This window comes from Bradyrhizobium sp. SZCCHNR2028 (assembly GCF_032380995.1).
Classification (GTDB): Bacteria; Pseudomonadota; Alphaproteobacteria; order Rhizobiales; family Xanthobacteraceae; genus Bradyrhizobium.
The window spans coordinates 80,262-97,761 of sequence record NZ_JAUHJF010000016.1 but is presented as its reverse complement, the minus strand read 5'-3'; the positions used below and the strand labels follow the sequence as shown (position 1 = coordinate 97,761).

Genomic DNA, 17,500 nt, shown 5'->3' with positions numbered 1-17,500 from the left:
TATGGTCAGGAGAGAAGCCTTTGCCCGGCATGGAGACCCCGGGATTGATCCAAAATTTGGATCGATCGATACAGGCTTCGGTTTGGACCGCGGCCCTCCCTCTCCTCTAGGACAGTTCTCGAGGAACGTGACAAGAGAGGTGGCGCGCATGAGCGCAATCGTAACCACGGCCGAACTGCGCCGATCGCGCGTGCGGCTGTTTATCGTGACCATGCTGTTCCTGGTCACGACCGTGAACTATGCCGACCGCGCGACCTTGTCGATCGCAGGACCTTCGCTGTCCAAGGAGCTGCATCTCGATCCCGTGGCGATGGGCTATGTGTTCTCCGCCTTCGGCTGGTCCTATGTGCTCGCGCAGGTGCCGGGCGGCTGGCTGCTCGATCGCTTCGGTTCGCGCTGGGTCTATGCCTGCAGCATCGTGATCTGGTCGATCTTCACCATGATGCAGGGCTGGATCGGCTTCTTCTCCGGCGCCGCCGCCGTCACCGCGCTGTTCACGCTGCGCTTCATGGTCGGTCTCGCCGAGGCACCGAGCTTCCCGGCCAATGCCCGCATCGTCGCCGCCTGGTTTCCGAGCAGCGAACGCGGCACGGCGTCGGCCTTCTTCAATTCGGGGCAGTACTTCGCGACCGTGATCTTCGCGCCGCTGATGGGCTGGATCGCGCACGCGTTCGGCTGGCGCCACGTCTTCACCGTGATGGGCGCGCTCGGGATCCTCATGGGCCTGATCTGGATCAGGACCATGTACGGACCGAAGGAGCACGCGAGCGTCAACCAGGCCGAGCTCGACTACATCAAGGACGGCGGCGCGCTGGTCGACATGGAGGGCGCGAAAGACGCCAAGGCCGCCTCCGGTGGTCCGACCTGGTCGCACATCGGACAGTTGCTGTCGAACCGCATGATGCTCGGCGTCTATATCGGCCAGTACTGCATCAACACGCTGACCTATTTCTTCCTGACCTGGTTCCCGGTCTATCTGGTCAAGGAGCGCGGCCTGTCGATCCTGCAGGCCGGCTTCGTCGCCACCCTGCCGGCGCTGTGCGGCTTCATCGGCGGCGTGCTCGGCGGTTTCATCTCCGACGCCATCCTACGCAAGACGGGATCGCTGACGCTCGCCCGCAAGATCCCGATCGTCGGCGGCATGCTGCTGTCGATGGCGATCATCGGCTGCAACTATGTCGACGGCCAAGCGCTGGTGGTCGGCCTGATGGCGCTGGCCTTCTTCGGCAAGGGCATCGGCGCGCTCGGCTGGGCGGTCGTCTCCGACACCTCGCCGAAGGAAGCCGGCGGCGTCTCCGGCGGCCTGTTCAACACCTTCGGCAACCTCTCCAGCATCACCACCCCGATCGTGATCGGCTACATCCTGTCGGCCACCGGCTCGTTCAACGGCGCGCTGGTGTTCGTCGGCCTCAACGCCCTGGTCGCGGCGTGTGCCTACTTGCTGATCGTCGGCAAGATCCAGCGCGTCCAGCTCCGAACCTCCTGAGCACCACGCCGCGCTTCGCGTGGTCTCGACTCCAACGGCGGCCCCCCGGCCGCCGTTTTCTTTGTCGGCGCCTCGCTGCCGACGCGCGATAGCGCGGTGGAATGGCGCAGGTGGCGTTCAATTGAACAGCCAATCGTCGACATGCATGAGCACTATTACGCTATTCCCTGCCACAACGAGAAATATGCAAAGCCAGAACACCAAGCAAAAAAAGTACATCTTGGGCTGCACGTCACGATCGTAGACGGCGCCACGACCAAGCAGCCGCCCAGTTCGCAGGGCGGTCCAGACGATCGGACCTCCGAACCAGAGCAGCACCAAAGGAAACACGGCAAAGCCGGCAAGCATGATTTTCCGAGCCATCAGAAGCAACCCAGACCTGGTGGAAACGGACACGGTCTCATCATCTCAACCCGCCGATCAGCGGACAGGCCTATCGAGCCGAGCAAAGGGAGCGCGGGGAAAGTTGCCCCGGCACACGCCACAAAGTCCCCGCCGCCGGCGCGATAGGCGCCCCCGAAACCACGGTGATCCCCAGCAATGGACTGCGGCTCCCTGCATCTCGGCGTTGTTAGGTGAGCAATGCATCCCCAATCCAAGGCTGCGCGATGAGCTTCATATTTTGCAACATACAACCTGTGGTTAAAACATCACACTGGGTTGAAATTTATAAATGAAACAACCCGAAGTTATTGCCCACGGACCCGCGCACCGAATAGCATGGCTCGGGTCTGGTGGTGGGAGGTAACGATGCGTAACGCATCCGTCGCAATCATTTCTGCTGTTTCAATCCTTCCATTTGCGCAGGCCGCGTCGGCGGCCGATCTGCCGCTGAAGGCCCCGCCCCGCGCTGCGCCGCTCGCCGTGTTTAGTTGGACGGGATGCTATGTCGGCGCGAACCTCGGCGGGGGCCAGGTGAAACACAACCTGACGACCGACGCGCCTCCGTTCCCGCCCAATCTCATCAATGGCATTGCAAGAACGGCAATCAACAATGCCGGTCTGGCGAACCTTAGTCACACCGGCATTACCGGTGGCGGACAGGTCGGGTGCAACTGGCAGCCAACAACCGGAGGTTGGTCGCACCTGGTCTTGGGTATCGAGGGCGATTTCAACGGCATTGACGGCAAAGTGTCGCGAAACACCGGCAATGTTGTCGAGCCGGTATCGGGGAGAACGGTTGCATCAGTCGACGACATTGGCATGAATTGGTTCGCCACGGTCCGAGGGCGCATTGGCTGGGCCTTTGACCGATTCATGATCTATGGCACGGGCGGCGCGGCGATCGCCAATGTCGACGCATCAAAGAGATTTGCGTGGGATTTTGCCGACGGCTGCCCGATCGTGAACGGCTTGAATGAATGTCATGTCGGCGGCCGCAGCAGCACCCGTGTCGGCTGGACAGCCGGCGGTGGCGTCGAATGGGCATTCCGAGACCATTGGTCCGCGAAGGCTGAGTATCTCTACGCCGACCTCGGCAACTTCTCCTATTCGACTTTCAATAACGCACCCGGATTTGGCCCCCCTGGACAAGTAGCCAACCATACGGTGAGCACGAAACTCCAGATCGTTCGCGTGGGCATCAACTATCGCTTCTAGCGGACTACGTTGAATGCGTACTGAACTCGCAGAGCAACAATGGCGCTCCTTGGCGGTGCCGTTTGTCAATTGATTGCACTGTCACTGCCCCCGCAGCTGGTCCATCAACAGCGCGTACGATCTAGCGGCAAGTGGTTGGTCCGCTTATGGCACGAAACGTCGGTCCCCCGAATGGAGGGCGTATTTCCGAAGCTGGAGGTACACCGTCTGTACCATCACCCGACCGGCAACAGCCGGATTTGATGATTCTCTCTGCGGGGAAGCTGATGCGGCGCTTCGTTGAGCAAGAGCTTCTGCTCGCTCTTGACCCCGCCCCCTTTCAGCTCGCGCAGTCGCCCCGATCTGATCGCGCGTCGCACATCCTCGAGTGAGCGGACGCCCAGCTTGTCGTAGAGCAGTTTGACCCGCTTGGGCCCGAGCCCCGGGAAGCGCCGCGATCTCACCGAGGCCCCCTGGCAGCTCACGCTTGAGCCGGTCAAGCACATCGAACTTGTGCGTCGCTACGATGGTCTCGATCTTGCCCGCGAGGTCCTTGCCGATCCCAAGTAGCTCGGAGAGATCCTCGCCTGCCTTCAGCAGGCTGATGATGCTCCTGGGCAGGCGCTCGATCAGGCGGGCTGCGTTACGATACGCGCGGGAACGGAAGGGATTGTCGCCCTTGATCTCCAGGAGCTCCGCGGCCTGGTCGAACATCTCGGCAATTTCGGCATTCTGAACCGGCATAGGCGCTCTCCATGCCTTCTAGGCGCACACCGGGCGTTCCGCTCTTGGCACAGATGACGAGAGTTAGCCCCAGCAACCTACTTCGTCTTCAAGTCGACAGCAGCGGCCAATTCTCGGAGCCGTGCCGCCACATGGACCGGATAGGACGAGCCGACCTGGAGTCCCTCAAGAGCTCTCGGCAGTCGCCCCAATTGAGTCCGGGCGTAGGCGCGGATATCCTGGAGCGAGGGCTGATGCGTGACCGGACGCCCTTGTTGCAAGACAGGGACGATCAGGGCCTCTCCCTCTTGGACGTCATCGTCCGTCGAGAGCACGTCGGAGGCCATGTGGCCGTCGGGATCATAACGACGCCACACCTGCTTGCGGCCCGGCCAAGTCGCCTTTCCGGTCGAACGCTTTCGTCGCGGCGTGCCTGCATACTCTTGTAGCTTATAGGCGCAGTCGAGGGCGGGGGCATCGGAGGATGTCGCCAGGCTGGTGCCGATCCCGACACCGTCGATGGGGGCGGCTTCAAAGGAAGACAGTGCTTCTTCGTCGATGCCGCCGCTGACGAAAATGGTCACGTCCTCGAGATCGCCCTCGTCGAGGATCCGCCTGACGCTTCTCGAGAGCGCCACCAGGTCACCACTGTCGATCCGAACTCCACGGATGGGAATGCCAAGGGCCCGCAGCCGGGGAGCCAAGGCCACCACCTTTCTGGCCGCCATCTCCGTGTCATAGGTGTCGATCAACAGCACGAGATCCTTCGGTCTTGCCCGCGCAAAAGCTTCAAACGCTGCCGTCTCGTCATCGAACGATTGGACGAACGAATGCGCCATCGTGCCATAGGAAGGGATTCCAAAGCATTTCTCGGCGAGAACGGTCGCAGTCCCGGCAAAGCCCCCGATATAGCTGGCGCGGGCTGCCAAAAGACCGGCTTCCGCGCCATGAGCCCGGCGCAGCCCGAAATCGACCAACAGCTTGTTCGGCGCGAGCAGCGCCATGCGGGCGGCCTTGGACGCGATCAGCGACTGGAAATGCAACAGATTGATCAAGCGGGTCTCGACGAGCTGAGCCTCGGGGAGAGGCGCCGTGATGCGGAGGATAGGTTCGTTGGCGAAGAATATCGTGCCCTCCGGCATGGCGTGGACGTCACCGCTGAAGCGGAAATCTGCGATATAATGGATCAGGCTCGCGCTGAACCGGCCGCTTCGTACCAGCCAGCTCAGTTCGTCGTCGGAAAAGCGCGGACCTCGCAGGAACTCGAGCGCCTGCTCCAGACCGGCCGCCACCAGGAAGTTGCGCTGGGGCGGCAGCTTCCGGACGAAGAATTCGAAGACGGCGGTCTGCGTCTGGCCCGCTTCCAGATACGCCTGCACCATGTTCAGTTGGTACAGGTCCGTCAGGAGCGCGCTTGACGACGTATTCATGAGCAACCCCGAGATCAGGAGGCCGGTGTCGTCGTCGTCTTCGCCGGGAACCGCTTTAAGGTTGCGATGACCTCGTCATCGCTGACTTGGCCGAAGTCCCGATAATAGTAGCCGATCGCGCCAAAGTCTCGCGGCGTGTCCAGGCAAACGACTGCATCGACCTTCGTGTGCAACCGCTGCAAGGTCTCGAGCGGCGCGACCGGGACGGCTAGGACCAACTCCTTCGGCTCTCGTCTTCGCAGCGCGCGGATCGCTGCGAGCGTCGTCGCCCCCGTCGCAATGCCGTCGTCGACGATGATCGCGACCTGCCCTTTGACGTCGGACCGCAGGCGACCGCCAAGATAAAGCTCGCGCCGCCTGTCGATCTCGGCAAGCTCACCGGCGCAGATGGCGTCGAACGTCTTCTCGCTCACGCCGGTCAGATCGATGACGTCCTGATTGCGAACGATAATCGGATCGTCTCCGTCCACCACCGCCCCGATCGCGAGCTCTGGCTGCATGGGCGCGCCGATCTTGCGCACCAGAACCAGATCGAGCGGCGCTTCCAACCGTTCGGCCACCTCAGCCGCCACGGGAACGCCGCCCCGAGGCAACGCCAGAATCACGGGATGGCGGCTCTTGTACTTCAGCAAGGTTTTTGCCAGCTGACGGCCGGCGTCTTCCCGGTCCTGAAACAACATGTCGGCAGATCCGCTTGAATTTTTGTCAGATTATTGCTCCGGCGCCCGGGATCGTTGATCGGTGTCAAACTGTCTCGGTCTTCGTTTGGCAAGTGATTGTCATGCTGGACCGCCAGAACGAACTCACGACGGACGGTGCCGAGAACGTCAGCGTTTCTGCCCTTTCCGGCAAGGTCGCATTCCTGAGCCGCCCCGAGGGCTACACTCCCGTTCCCGACCGCCTTCAGACGCGCGAGACCCACATGTCCTGGGTCTTCATGAATGGCGGGCGGGTCTACAAGCTCAAGAAGCCGGTCCGTTTTGCCTATCTCGATTTTTCGACTCTGGCTCGCCGCAGGACGGCCTGCCTGGCAGAAGCCAGCCTCAACCACCGGCTGGCACCCGACGTCTATCTCGGCGTCGTTCCGCTGACCGAGACTGCTTCGGGGTACGCGATCGGCGGCTCCGGTCCGGTGGCTGACTGGCTCGTCGTCATGCGCCGACTGAACGAGGACGAAACGCTCGAGGCCATGCTGCGCAACGGCACCGCTCGCCAGACCGATGCCGACCAGCTCGCAGCGGTTCTCGCCGGGTTCTATTCGCATGCTTCGCGGGTCCTGATCGACCCAGAGACCTATTTGGCTTCGTTGCACGAAGCCGCCGTCCTCGATTTGCAAGTCCTGCTGAATCGACGCTTCGCCCTGCCGCACGGCACGATCTTGCGCGTTGCATCCGTTCAACGACGATTTCTCAAGCAGAACGCCCGGATCCTCATCGATCGGGTCTCGCAAAGGCTTATCGTCGATGGTCACGGCGACCTGAGACCAGAGCACATCTGGCTCACGCCTGCCCATCCGATCATCGACTGTCTCGAGTTCAATTCGCGTTTGCGGGCCAGCGATGCACTGGACGAGATCGCGTTTCTGCACCTGGAATGCGAACGGCTTGGCAGCCGATGGTTCGGCGACACGATCCGACAAGGGCTGGCACGCACGCTGCACGATGATCCGGCCAGCGGCGTATTCCTGTTTTATCGAGTTGGTCGCGCGATGCTACGGGCGCGCTTGTCCATCGCGCATTTGCTCGATGCCCGGCCGCGCACGCCGGAAAAATGGCCCCGCGTCGCGCGCCACTATCTCGCCCTTGCCGAAGCCGATGCAAAGCGGCTTGAACGGCTGCTCGCCCGATGATTCGAGCAAGGCTTCGTCAAGCCTGATACATCATCAAATCAGCCAGCGACTCGTTCTGATGCAGCCGTCTGATGGCTTCTGCCAGCAGCGGAGCCGCCGAGATCACCTCAAGCTTGGCGAGAACCGGACCCGGGCGCAGCCGAAACGGCGGAACGGTGTCCGTCGCGATAATGTGATCGATAGACGCGTCCGCAAGTGCCGTTTCCGCCCCCGGCATGAACAGGCCGTGAGCGACGCACGCAATGACACTTCCTGCGCCGTGCGCGCGCGCCGCTTTCGCCGCACGCACCAGGGTTCCGCCACTGCTGATGAGATCGTCGACGACGACGCAGAACGCATCAGCCACGTCGCCGGCAAAGAGGTCGCCGGACACCCGGCCGGAGCTGCGATGTTTCTCGACGAAGGCCTTGCCTATGGGTCTCTGCAAGGCCTTTTGCAATGCCTCCCGCAACAGATCGGCCCGCTTGCCACCACCGAGATCGGGAGAGACGACGCTGATCGGCCTGTCGCCGGCGATTGATTTTATCCTTCCGATCAGCAGCGGCGCCGTGGTGAGTGCAATCGAAGGACAGCGGAATGCATTCTCGAAGGCAGCCTCGTTATGCACATCGAGCGTCACCATCCTGGCCGTGCCGACCGCCTCGAACAACGACGCCAGGTAACGGATCGTCACGGGGTCATTCTCTTTCGTTCTGCGATCCTTTCGCGCGTAGCAAAGATATGGCGTGACTGCGGTCACGCTCGTGGCACCTGCGTCTTTCAGTGCGCCGATCATGAACAACAGACGACAAAGCTTGTCGTTCGGACTCTCAATCGGACCTCCGTGAAGACTGTGAACGACAAAGACATCGCACCCGGCAACCGTATCGAGTGGCCGGACCTTGTGCTCGCCGTCTTCAAAGCTGCGCTCTTCGTGGGCCGCCAGCTTGCAGCCCAATGAGGACGCAATCCGCTCGCCCAGCTCCGTGCTGCCATTCAAGGCAAAAAGGCGCAACCGATCGCTCCGCGTCCGTGCGGTACGAGGCGTCCAGCTACTGTCCATTGTGAGCACACCACCAATTGAGATGAGGAACCACCTACGTCCGCATGCCGTGTTTGCTCAGGAGCCTGACCGTGCTGGCCTGAGGCCCCTTTTCTCCGAGCTCCTCGACATAGCCGACACGCGCGCCGACGGCGATGTTCGCGCGGCCTTCCAGAACACTGTTGCAATTGAAATAAACCTCGTGGCCGTCGTCCGCCTCGAGGAACCCGAATTCGCCGCTAGGATCGATCCGTAGCACGGTGCCAACCGGCTCTCCTTGGTGGTGCTTCGTCTCGCGGTGCATCACAAGCACCTGATCCTGCAGTTGCCGCCGCGCCCGCTTGAAAGCGTCGTCCACTGCAAAGGTCGGGTCGGCATACCTTTCATCCTCCTTGGGCGTCCGGCCCACGTTGACTTCGCGCCCGTCGGGAAGAACGAGCCGGATGTTTACCTGGTACTGACCGCCCGTCTTGTGACGCTCGCCAGGGCCTCGCACGATGACGCGCCCTGCGGTCGCTCGACCGAAGCGCTTTTCCAGCTCGGAAATGTGCTGGCTGATCGCAGCTTGCAGCTCAGGAGACGGCGTCAGATTCTCGAATTCGATTTGAGCCGGGGTTTGCATGATCTTGCTCCTCAGAAAAGGCGACCGATCTGAGCACGCCGCCCGCGCACGGCCTTGCGCGAAATCAACCCGGCCCGACGCCCTCAACCAGGTAACTAGCCGCCGGTCCAGAACGCCCGGCGGCGCTCATTTTGTTGCCCTCCTTCGGGGAACTTTGCGGCAGGTCAAAGCAGGCCGAGGACAGGCTGCGACTAATTGGCCATCTGTCTCTGTCCTGGGAGCGAGACCATGAGCACAACAACGGGTGTGACTGCATTGGATCATTCGGTTCAGGAAACCAATGTTTGGCTCAAAGCGATCGATGAGCAGCTGGCCCTGGAAAGCCGCCACCATGCCTACAATGCGTTGCGAGCCGTCCTGCACGCGCTGCGCGACCGTCTGCCGCCGGAGGTCGCAGCTAAGCTCGGCGCGCAGCTACCGATCATCGTGCGCGGCATCTACTACGAGGGCTGGCATATGGCGGCGACTCCGACCAAGGAGCGGCACATCGACGAATTTGTAGCGCATGTTGGCCGAGAGCTTCCGCCGCAATTTCCCATCGACCCTCTCACGGCCGCGCGTGGAGTCTACGAAGTGCTGTGGGAAAAGCTGGATCCCGGCGAATTCGAGAAATTGATGGCCCATCTTCCGGCCCAACTCAGAAACCTCCAGGGCTGATCCAGAAGGGCTGACCCAGAGCGGATGCGTCATGAAGATCGATCAAGCGTTCGACGTTCGCATTCCGCCTTTCGGGCTGGCAGGAACGCTGACCCTGCCGGAAAATGCACGTGGCCTGATCGTCTTTGCACACGGCAGCGGCTCAAGCCGATTCAGTATCCGGAACATTGCGGTCGCGCAGGGGCTGAATGAGCGCGGCTTTGCGACGCTGCTATTCGATCTTCTCACGCCGCAAGAAGAGCATGACCGCTCGAACGTTTTCAATATCGGAATGCTTGGAAAGCGGCTGGTCGCAGCCATCGACTGGCTTCAAGGCCTTAAACCGGCGATTGCCGGCCTCCCGGTTGGATTGTTCGGCGCGAGCACCGGCGCCGCGGCCGCCCTTGTCGCCGCGGCTCAATTGCCTCATCGAATTGCCGCCGTAGTCTCCCGCGGCGGCCGTCCGGATTTGGCTGGCGAGGCCTTGTCCCATGTCCATGCGCCAACCCTGCTGATCGTGGGCGGCGCCGACTCCGGCGTGATCGAGCTGAACGAGGAGGCGCTCACCCGGCTTGGCGGGCCAACGGAACTGGAAATCATTCCCGGCGCGACGCACCTGTTTCCAGAGCCGGGCGCAATGAACACCGTCATCGACCATGCCAGCCAGTGGTTCGAGCGATATCTGCGCACACCAGCGCCTGTCTCCATCTGAAGCTAGGAGAGAGCCATGGAACTCCTGTCTGACGCTTTTGTCGACCGCTCGACTATTCCGCGACGCTTCACCTGCGACGGCGAAAACCTGTCCCCGCACCTGCAGTGGGCCGACGCACCCGAGGGAACCCGCAGTTATGTCCTGCTCTGTGACGATCCCGATGCCCCAAGCGGCACCTGGCATCATTGGGCGGTCTACGACATTCCGCCCACGCAAACCGGCCTCGTGGATGGCGCATCACAGAAGCCCGGGCTGAAGCAGGCCGCCAACGATTTCCGGAAGATTGGCTATGGAGGACCGTGTCCTCCGCCGGGACATGGCGTCCACCACTATCATTTCCGGCTCCTTGCGCTCTCGGCGGATCATCTGAATATACGGGCGAATGCTTCGTGCCGCGACGTCGAACGCGAGGCGCGCAAGTTCACCCTCGCCGAGGCCACTCTGGTCGGCCTGTATCATAGATAGTCGCGTGCGAGACGCCGATCGTCACGACCGGCCCAATGTGCCTGGAACTTGCGCCCACAAGGGTTTAGCGGACTCTCGACTGAACCCAAAGATGAAGTAGGCGAAAGGACACTCATCGTCTGAACCGAATGATGGACCAGCGAGACTGGGATCACCGCTGCGAGGGACACTGCCAGCAACCTCGGCCATTCCTCCGGACAGCACATGTCCACCTGCGATATGGACGGGAAGGCTGTAGGTGCGATCGCACGTGCCGGCGTCAGTGATGATGAGACCATTCCAATATCCGTCGTAGCCGTCACCCCGGCCGGAGATCGCCATCCGGTGCGCCTGCCGCGCATCCGCCGCACTGGCGAAGGCAGCGGCTACGACCAGCAGGTCCAGAATCCTGCGCGACAAACGTTAGCGCGAATGGTGGGACCGGCGGCTATTGTCATTCCGGGTGCTTAGGGTGCGTCAGGCGTCCAAACTTAACTCGCTGATGTTCTGCCCTCGCCGAAGAAGCTCGTTCTGCACGCGTAGCAGCTCGAGTATCTCTTCATTCTGCGCCTGGAGCTTGGGCAGGACAGACATAACCAGCTTGGGTGGGGCGCCTTCCGGAAGGCTCGCCATTATCCACCCCATGTGGGCGAGCATCTTCTTGTTCACCCAATCACCTGCTGTGCGCGTCAAGCGGTGCCGCGGCTCGACCGGAAGACACCGGAGCGCGACCACGCCGCCAACTGCGACCAACCCCAGCACGACCAATTTGGTCATCCAAGTCATCCCGGCCTCCCTGCGCCGCGCACTACCACGCGCCTACGAAGATTCAGCCCTTCGCGAAAGCGTCTTCCAAAGCAGATAGCCGCCGAGCACGATCAAGATAATGGGCATAAGCGGCAAGGGCAGAGCAACAAGATCCCAGATGCCGGCCGCGAGCATGATGAGCCCCACGATTACACCAAACATCTCGACCTTCAGGCCCCGTTGCTGTCGCACGATCTGCGCGCCTACAATGAGGACGCCGACTCCTACAAGGAACCAAGCCCAGGGAAGGTCGGCGAGCATGACGACACCGACCCAGATGAAGAACACCGCCCAGGCTGCTGAATCGATCTGGCGAGTGCGTTCGTCTCGGCTCGAAGGTCCCGGTGAGTCAGTCAAAGGCGACTGCACGGACATGGTGCACCTCTTTTGTAAAAAGATCGCGCCGTTACAGCCGACTGCTATTGATCTGGATCAACGGTGCCACTGGCTTTCATTTCGATCGGGTTCGTCCCAATCGACGCGAAGCGCCTCCCCGTCGACCGATCAGGAACGGCCTCCGAGGTGCCTGATCGCATTCTTTCGAAATGGCACAGCGCCCGCTTACCGGTCTTGAATGCTTGACTTGACCTCAATCAGTTTCATCAAGTCGAATATGCCTCATTCTAAATTTAAGATACGCGGCCAAGCCTTACAATTTGAGAACGATGCCCACTATCGCCGATCGCGAACGATATCTCCTACGCCTGTGCTCTACCGAGATCGACATCGATTGGTGCTAACGTCCATCGAAGGCACTGCGGTGAGTGGCAAGTTTGAATTTGTTCGCGCTCCAAGTAACAGGTCACTTATCTCGTACACCGTCGCAATGCATGAGTTGCACATCAAGAACCACAATCAGCGCAGCAACATTGTGCGTGATCCTTGGGCTTGAGGATTGGGCGCGACGCAGCGCAATGCGTGTGGACGCCGCGCATGGAGCGCTACGCCGTTGCGTCCGTGCGCTGTTGCGCACGGAGGAGGTTCGTACCCGGAAATCGCGCGATTGCTAAGACCCGGGTCCGCTGTTCGGCCGTGCGCGAAAGCGGCAGCTGTTCGAACCGCAGGATCTTGTACGTTCGGGACGTCGAGAATCTGGTCCTAAGCGGCATGGCCGAGGATTGAAGGATCCTCGGCTGATCGAAATCTACGTGCGCAACTACAATCGTGAGAGAGAGCGGCTTGCCGGAGACGCGGCCGCAACGCGCACGCGACTGGAGGCGAAGCGCGATCGGATCGAGGGCGAGCGGCAGCGCAACATCGACCTTGTGATTCGCTACGTCATCTCCGAGGAGGATGCCCGGCAGCGGATCGCCGAGCTGAAGGAGGAACGACAGCGTGTTGAGGCGGAACTGGCCGCGCTCGAGGAAGCCCCCGTCCCTGTTGCCCTGCATCCGGCAACCTTGGACCGCTATGTCGCGACTGTCGGCGCGCTAGCGGAAACGATGGCGGACCACGCCAGCGCGGAGGACGACCGAGGCACCCTGATCGACGATTTCCGGGCCCTCGTGCATGGCGTCGCGGTTCACCCGAAGGGACCCCAGGAGGGCTTTGAGATTGAAGTCAAGGGAAAGCTGGCCGCATTGCTCGGGAGAGATGTGTTCCCAGAGGCCCGCTACAATAGTGGGTCACGCGTGGTAGCGGGGGAGGGACTCGAACCCCCGACCCCAGGATTATGATTCCCGTGCTCTAACCAGCTGAGCTACCCCGCCACGGTGTTCGATCAAGGCAAGACCAGCCGAAGCGGGCGCCGGGCCTTGTGAACGGGCGGCATATAAGGAGGCGTCTCCGCCCCTGTCAAGCAAAGCTCGCCGGCCGCAGCGGTTTTCGCACCAGCGGATTCTAGGCGACTCTCCAAGGCCTTGCGAATGTATCCGTCGCTCGCCGAGGGGCACGGGCCGACGCGGGAGAGAGCGGCAGCTCGGCAATGCAGATCACAAGAGGCTCACTTCGGCTGCACGTTCGGATTGCCGCCGGGGCTGCCGGGCGGCGGAATCACCGGCGTCGTGCCGCCCTCCGGGGTCGGCGCGTGCATCTCCGGATCGACCCCGCTCGGCGGACACAACACGCCGTTGGTCTTCGCCAGCTTGTCGCCGAGCGGCTCGCCGGCGCGGCCGGTGGTGATGCCGTCGGGCGTCGCCGTCGCGCGGACGTTCGGCGCGCAGGCGGCATTCGCATCGGGCGCCGGCGCGGTCGCCTGCGGCGGCGTGGCCGGCGTCGGGGGCGCCTGGGCGTGGGCCGCAGCCGCGGCCGAGGCCAGTGCGAACGAGAGGAACAAGGATTGCCTGATGCTCATGGCGGGGCAACGCAAACCCCGCGCTCGCGTTCCGCGCGGAGGGCATGGCAAAGCGCCTGCCAGAGTATCTGGCGATCAGCCCTTGCGGTAGCGAATGAGCGAGAAGTGTCCGAGCGGCGGCATCGGCCGGCGCTCGGCCAGCGTGACGCCGCCATGCTTCGCGGCCCAGTTCACGAGGCGGGCCCAGGGGAACTCCGGCCGCCAGCCAAGCCGGCGCGCGATCGGCGCGAAGGCGAGCTCGAAGAGGCGGCGCGGGCCGCTCTCGGCGCCGATGTGGTTGACCAGGATCAGCTCGCCGCCGGGCTTCAACACGCGGATGAAATCGTCGAGCGTCGCTTCGGGATCCGGCACCGCGGTGATGACGTATTGCGCGACCACCGCGTCGAAGAAATTGTCGGGAAAAGCGAGATGCTTCGCGTCCATCACCGCAAGCGTCTCGACGTTGAAGAGCTTCAGCTCGCGCACGCGGGCCTGCGCCCGCCGCAGCATCGGCTCGGAGATATCGACGCCGCAGATCTTCGTGGTCCGGGCATAGTCCGACAAAGACAGGCCGGTGCCGACGCCGACGTCGAGAATGCGACCGCCGATGCGATCGGCTTCCGCGATGGTCGATTGGCGGCCCTGATCGAAGACCTTGCCGAACACCAGATCGTAGATCGGCGCCCAGCGCTCATAGGCCTTTTCGACCCCCGCGCGGTCGATGTCCCCCATGCCCCTGCCCCGAATGATGGATGCTGATCAGCCGCGGACCGGCTCGGCCACGCGCTGCGGCCTGATCACGTTGCCGCCCAAGCTGCTGCTTTCCGCAACAGCGCTCTGGATGAAGCCGCCGCCGAGCACGCGGGCGCGGCCGGACGCGGCATCGTAGAACACGCAGGCCTGGCCCGGCGAGACGCCCTCTTCGCCGGCGACGAGCTCGACCTCGTAATGGCCGTCCGCACCGCGCAGCCAGGCCGGCTGCGGCGGCCGCGTCGAGCGCACCCGCACGAACAATTCGAGGCCCTCGCGCGCGGCCGCGTCGAGCGCGCCGTCACCGATCCAGTTGACCTCGCGTAGCGTGATGCGATGCGTCCGCAGCGCCTCACGCGGGCCGACCACGACGCGGCGGGTGGCGACGTCCAGCTTGACGACGTAGAGCGGCGCGCCGGCAGCGATGCCGAGGCCCTTGCGCTGACCGATCGTGTAGTTCGCGATGCCGTGATGCACGCCGAGCACGCGGCCCTGGAGATCGACGATCTCGCCCGGCTCCATGGCGTTCGGGCGCAGCTTGCCGATGATGTCGGTATAGCGGCCGGTGGGCACGAAGCAGATGTCCTGGCTGTCGTGCTTGTCGGCGACCTCCAGGCCGAAGCGGCGCGCGAGCTCGCGCACCTCCGGCTTGGTCATGTCGCCGAGCGGAAAGCGCAGATAATCGAGCTGCTCGCGCGTGGTCGCGAACAGGAAGTAGCTCTGGTCGCGATCGCTGTCCGCCGCGCAAGTGAGCGCGCGCGATCCGTCCGCCAGCCGCCGCGAGGCGACGTAGTGGCCGGTGGCGAGCACGGAGGCGCCGAGCTCGCGCGCGGTCTTCAGGAGATCGCCGAACTTGATGGCGCGGTTGCACTCGATGCACGGCACCGGCGTCTCGCCCGAAGCGTAGCTGGCGGCGAAATTGTCGATCACCGACTCGCGGAAGCGGTCTTCGTAGTCCAGCACGTAATGCGGGATGCCGAGGCGCTCGGCGACGTTGCGGGCATCGTGGATGTCCTGGCCGGCGCAGCACGCGCCCTTGCGGTGCGTCGCCGCGCCGTGATCGTAGAGCTGCAGGGTGATGCCGACGACGTCGTAGCCTTCCGACTTCAACAGCGCGGCCGTCACCGACGAGTCCACGCCGCCGGACATGGCGACGACGACCCTGGTGTCTTCGGGACGGCCTTCGAGATCGAGACTGTTGAGCATGATCCGGTCACTGCGATCGCGGCGTCAGGCAACGGGTTCCCGGCGCGGGAACGCCTCGCATGCGCCGTCTTTGCGGATGGCTTGCTTCGGGCGATCTCCGGACAGGACGTCCTGATCGGAAACAACACGAAAGCATCTGTCTCTAATATAGGCGCACTTCCTGCGAAGCAATTGCGCCGGTCGCAGATGCCGGCGGCAAATCTTGCCGGCCGGGCAGAAATGGCGAGGACGCGGCGGGGGATCCACGCCGCGATCGATTCCATAAGAAATTGAATTCATTGACTATTTTCTACAGCACTGGCTTGGCCCGCTCCTTGCTGAACTGCTTCGTCGAGTTCATCGCGAGAGGTTCCAAGGTGTTCAGCGTCACGTCAGACATCCAGGCCGGCACGGCTCTCAAGACCACGGCGCCGAGACAGTCCCGTCAGGATGCTCCGCAGCCGTCCGACAGCTTCTCGGCACTGGTCGACGCCGCGACTCCGGATCCGTCGACAGCGGCGCCGCCCACCTCCACGTCGCCGTCACCGCGCGCCGGCAGCGCCTCCACCCCGAGCCGTGAGCCGGCGCGGGCCGGCGACGCCGATCGCACCACCCAGGCCAGGTCGCAGGACAAGCCGGCGGACAAGGCCGACGGCAGCACTGCGCGCGCCGACGCCAGCGGTTCGGATACCACGGCCGACGCGACCACCGGCACGCCGACCAAGACCGATGCGGCTGGGACCGCCGACGGCAAGACCAGCGACGGCAAGACGGGCGACAAGAAGGACGGCGATCAGGCCGGCACGGATGCGAGCGCTGCAACGACCGCTATAGCCGAGCAGACCGTGGCCGTGCCGACGCCGGTCGCCGTCGCCATCCAGCCCGACATCACCCTCGCCAACCCCGCCACCGGCGATGGCACGGCGGACGGCGACGGCACATCCAACGCACCCGGCGCCACCGCGCCCATCGGAGCATCCGGTGTTGGCCCGCGGGGCTCGGTCGATGCCGCAGCAGGTCTGCTGGCGGCCGCAGCCAAATCCACCGGGGCGGCCAAGGATGCCGACGGAGCCGGATCCACCGCGGCGGCGCCCGAGACGGCAGCGGCGGCCTCCGGCGACGCTGCCGCATCTGCCGATCAGACTTTCACCGCCGCGCTCGATGCGGCCGTTCCCGGCGGCACCAAGACGACGGGCAAGCCGGGCACCCAGACCAAGACGGGGCTCGCCGACGGCGCCGCCGGCAAGGTCACCGAACCGGGCAATGGCGACGTCCAGGCCGCTCAGCAGCCGGGCCATGGCGCCCTCGCCCAACAGCCCGCTGTTGCAGCCAAGCCGGACTCCGTCGAGGCCGGCGACGGGAAGGCGAATGGCAACGTGCAGGCACCAGCCTCACATGATCGCAATGCCGCGCCGACGACCAGCCCGACCAACGCGCCGGCGCCCGACCCGAGCGCACAGGCCACGGCCGCCGTGCAGCCCCAGCTGTCGACGCCGACCGCATCGACCAGCCAGATCACCTCGGCCAACCTGACCGCGACAGCCGCCACGGCGGCCACCGTGCCGCTGCACGGGCTTGCCGTCGAGATCGCAGCCTCCGCGCTCAACGGCAAGAGCCGCTTCGAGATCAGGCTGGATCCGGCAGAGCTCGGCCGCATCGACGTCCGGATCGACGTCGACCGCAACGGCCAGGTGACCTCGCATCTGCGGGTCGAGAAGCCGGAGACGCTGGCGATGCTGCAGCAGACGGCGCCGCAGCTGCAGCAGGCGCTGCAGGACGCCGGCCTCAAGAGCAACAATAGCGGATTGCAGTTCTCGCTCCGCGACCAGAACTCGTCCGGCCAGAACGGCGGCGATTATCAACAGAATGGCAACGCACAACGCCTGATCGTGACCGAGGACGAAAACGTCCCGGTCCAGCTCGCCGGCCGGTCCTATGGACGGATGTTCGGCGCGCAAGGCGGCGTGGATATCAGGGTTTAACAG

20 protein-coding genes, 1 tRNA gene and 1 pseudogene are annotated in these 17,500 nt (G+C 63.5%); 8 read left to right on the top strand and 14 right to left on the bottom strand.

Translation table 11 applies throughout. The annotated features are described in order from the left end of the window. Positions 1–148: 148 nt before the first annotated feature. Positions 149–1,486, top strand: coding sequence for an MFS transporter (locus tag QX121_RS23250; RefSeq protein ID WP_315813136.1), 1,338 nt, complete (start codon positions 149–151; stop codon positions 1,484–1,486). Positions 1,487–1,603: 117 nt separating this feature from the next. Here QX121_RS23250 and QX121_RS23245 read toward each other — a convergent pair whose 3' ends face one another. Continuing rightward, entirely contained in the window at positions 1,604–1,882 is a 279-nt protein-coding gene (locus tag QX121_RS23245; protein WP_315813135.1) for a hypothetical protein, read from the bottom strand. Between the two features lie 354 nt (positions 1,883–2,236). Here QX121_RS23245 and QX121_RS23240 point away from each other — a divergent pair, with 354 nt between their 5' ends. Beyond that, positions 2,237–3,085, top strand: a complete 849-nt coding sequence (locus QX121_RS23240) for an outer membrane protein (protein ID WP_315798190.1) — start codon at positions 2,237–2,239, stop codon at positions 3,083–3,085. 215 nt (positions 3,086–3,300) lie between these two features. On the opposite strand, the gene QX121_RS31675 is transcribed toward QX121_RS23240, so the two are convergent. From QX121_RS31675 to QX121_RS23225, 4 genes and pseudogenes are all read right to left on the bottom strand, one after another. Then, positions 3,301–3,570 carry a helix-hairpin-helix domain-containing protein gene (locus QX121_RS31675; RefSeq protein ID WP_409999364.1) on the bottom strand — a complete coding sequence of 90 codons (270 nt, stop codon included), beginning with the start codon at positions 3,568–3,570 and terminating at the stop codon, positions 3,301–3,303. A gap of 25 nt (positions 3,571–3,595) precedes the next feature. After that, positions 3,596–3,808: pseudogene (locus QX121_RS31670) on the bottom strand (DNA polymerase III); the annotation flags it as partial. 77 nt (positions 3,809–3,885) lie between these two features. Continuing rightward, positions 3,886–5,217: a nicotinate phosphoribosyltransferase gene (locus tag QX121_RS23230; RefSeq protein WP_315813133.1), complete on the bottom strand. Its 1,332-nt coding sequence runs from the start codon at positions 5,215–5,217 to the stop codon at positions 3,886–3,888. Between the two features lie 14 nt (positions 5,218–5,231). Continuing rightward, complete coding sequence (locus QX121_RS23225) at positions 5,232–5,897, bottom strand: phosphoribosyltransferase (RefSeq protein ID WP_315813132.1); 666 nt, start codon at positions 5,895–5,897, stop codon at positions 5,232–5,234. Positions 5,898–5,998: 101 nt separating this feature from the next. On the opposite strand from QX121_RS23225, the gene QX121_RS23220 reads away from it, so the two are divergent. Beyond that, entirely contained in the window at positions 5,999–7,066 is a 1,068-nt protein-coding gene (locus QX121_RS23220; protein ID WP_315733829.1) for a hypothetical protein, read from the top strand. A 16-nt stretch (positions 7,067–7,082) separates the two neighbouring features. Here the strand turns inward: QX121_RS23220 and QX121_RS23215 are convergent, their stop codons facing one another. Together QX121_RS23215 and QX121_RS23210 are read right to left on the bottom strand one after the other, a co-directional pair. Further along, on the bottom strand, positions 7,083–8,060 hold the full coding sequence (locus QX121_RS23215; protein WP_315733831.1) for a ribose-phosphate diphosphokinase: 978 nt from the start codon (positions 8,058–8,060) through the stop codon (positions 7,083–7,085). 82 nt (positions 8,061–8,142) lie between these two features. Further along, positions 8,143–8,709: an HPF/RaiA family ribosome-associated protein gene (locus tag QX121_RS23210; RefSeq protein WP_315778083.1), complete on the bottom strand. Its 567-nt coding sequence runs from the start codon at positions 8,707–8,709 to the stop codon at positions 8,143–8,145. Between the two features lie 228 nt (positions 8,710–8,937). Here QX121_RS23210 and QX121_RS23205 point away from each other — a divergent pair, with 228 nt between their 5' ends. The 4 genes from QX121_RS23205 (at position 8,938) to QX121_RS23190 (ending at position 10,972) form a co-directional block, all read left to right on the top strand. Beyond that, positions 8,938–9,366: a DUF2267 domain-containing protein gene (locus QX121_RS23205; protein WP_315813131.1), complete on the top strand. Its 429-nt coding sequence runs from the start codon at positions 8,938–8,940 to the stop codon at positions 9,364–9,366. Between the two features lie 31 nt (positions 9,367–9,397). Continuing rightward, complete coding sequence (locus tag QX121_RS23200) at positions 9,398–10,057, top strand: dienelactone hydrolase family protein (RefSeq protein ID WP_315813130.1); 660 nt, start codon at positions 9,398–9,400, stop codon at positions 10,055–10,057. 15 nt (positions 10,058–10,072) lie between these two features. After that, the gene (locus QX121_RS23195; protein WP_315813129.1) at positions 10,073–10,522 is read left to right on the top strand and encodes a YbhB/YbcL family Raf kinase inhibitor-like protein; all 450 of its coding nucleotides are present in this window, start codon (positions 10,073–10,075) and stop codon (positions 10,520–10,522) included. Between the two features lie 204 nt (positions 10,523–10,726). Beyond that, positions 10,727–10,972, top strand: coding sequence for a hypothetical protein (locus tag QX121_RS23190; RefSeq protein WP_315813128.1), 246 nt, complete (start codon positions 10,727–10,729; stop codon positions 10,970–10,972). A gap of 6 nt (positions 10,973–10,978) precedes the next feature. On the opposite strand, the gene QX121_RS23185 is transcribed toward QX121_RS23190, so the two are convergent. The 7 genes from QX121_RS23185 to mnmA all read right to left on the bottom strand — a co-directional run bounded on the left by QX121_RS23185 (position 10,979) and on the right by mnmA (position 15,536). Next, positions 10,979–11,278, bottom strand: coding sequence for a hypothetical protein (locus tag QX121_RS23185; RefSeq protein WP_315813127.1), 300 nt, complete (start codon positions 11,276–11,278; stop codon positions 10,979–10,981). A 42-nt stretch (positions 11,279–11,320) separates the two neighbouring features. Continuing rightward, positions 11,321–11,683: a hypothetical protein gene (locus QX121_RS23180; RefSeq protein ID WP_315785461.1), complete on the bottom strand. Its 363-nt coding sequence runs from the start codon at positions 11,681–11,683 to the stop codon at positions 11,321–11,323. A gap of 566 nt (positions 11,684–12,249) precedes the next feature. Further along, the gene (locus QX121_RS23175; protein ID WP_315813126.1) at positions 12,250–12,699 is read right to left on the bottom strand and encodes a hypothetical protein; all 450 of its coding nucleotides are present in this window, start codon (positions 12,697–12,699) and stop codon (positions 12,250–12,252) included. Positions 12,700–12,940: 241 nt separating this feature from the next. Next, positions 12,941–13,017, bottom strand: a tRNA-Met gene (locus QX121_RS23170). Between the two features lie 233 nt (positions 13,018–13,250). Next, positions 13,251–13,601 carry a hypothetical protein gene (locus tag QX121_RS23165; RefSeq protein WP_315757300.1) on the bottom strand — a complete coding sequence of 117 codons (351 nt, stop codon included), beginning with the start codon at positions 13,599–13,601 and terminating at the stop codon, positions 13,251–13,253. A gap of 75 nt (positions 13,602–13,676) precedes the next feature. Continuing rightward, entirely contained in the window at positions 13,677–14,312 is a 636-nt protein-coding gene (locus tag QX121_RS23160) for a class I SAM-dependent methyltransferase (protein WP_315733850.1), read from the bottom strand. A gap of 27 nt (positions 14,313–14,339) precedes the next feature. Further along, positions 14,340–15,536, bottom strand: a complete 1,197-nt coding sequence (mnmA, locus tag QX121_RS23155; protein WP_315733852.1) for a tRNA 2-thiouridine(34) synthase MnmA — start codon at positions 15,534–15,536, stop codon at positions 14,340–14,342. A 356-nt stretch (positions 15,537–15,892) separates the two neighbouring features. Here mnmA and QX121_RS23150 point away from each other — a divergent pair, with 356 nt between their 5' ends. Beyond that, positions 15,893–17,497, top strand: a complete 1,605-nt coding sequence (locus QX121_RS23150; protein WP_409999363.1) for a flagellar hook-length control protein FliK — start codon at positions 15,893–15,895, stop codon at positions 17,495–17,497. Positions 17,498–17,500 lie beyond the last annotated feature (3 nt).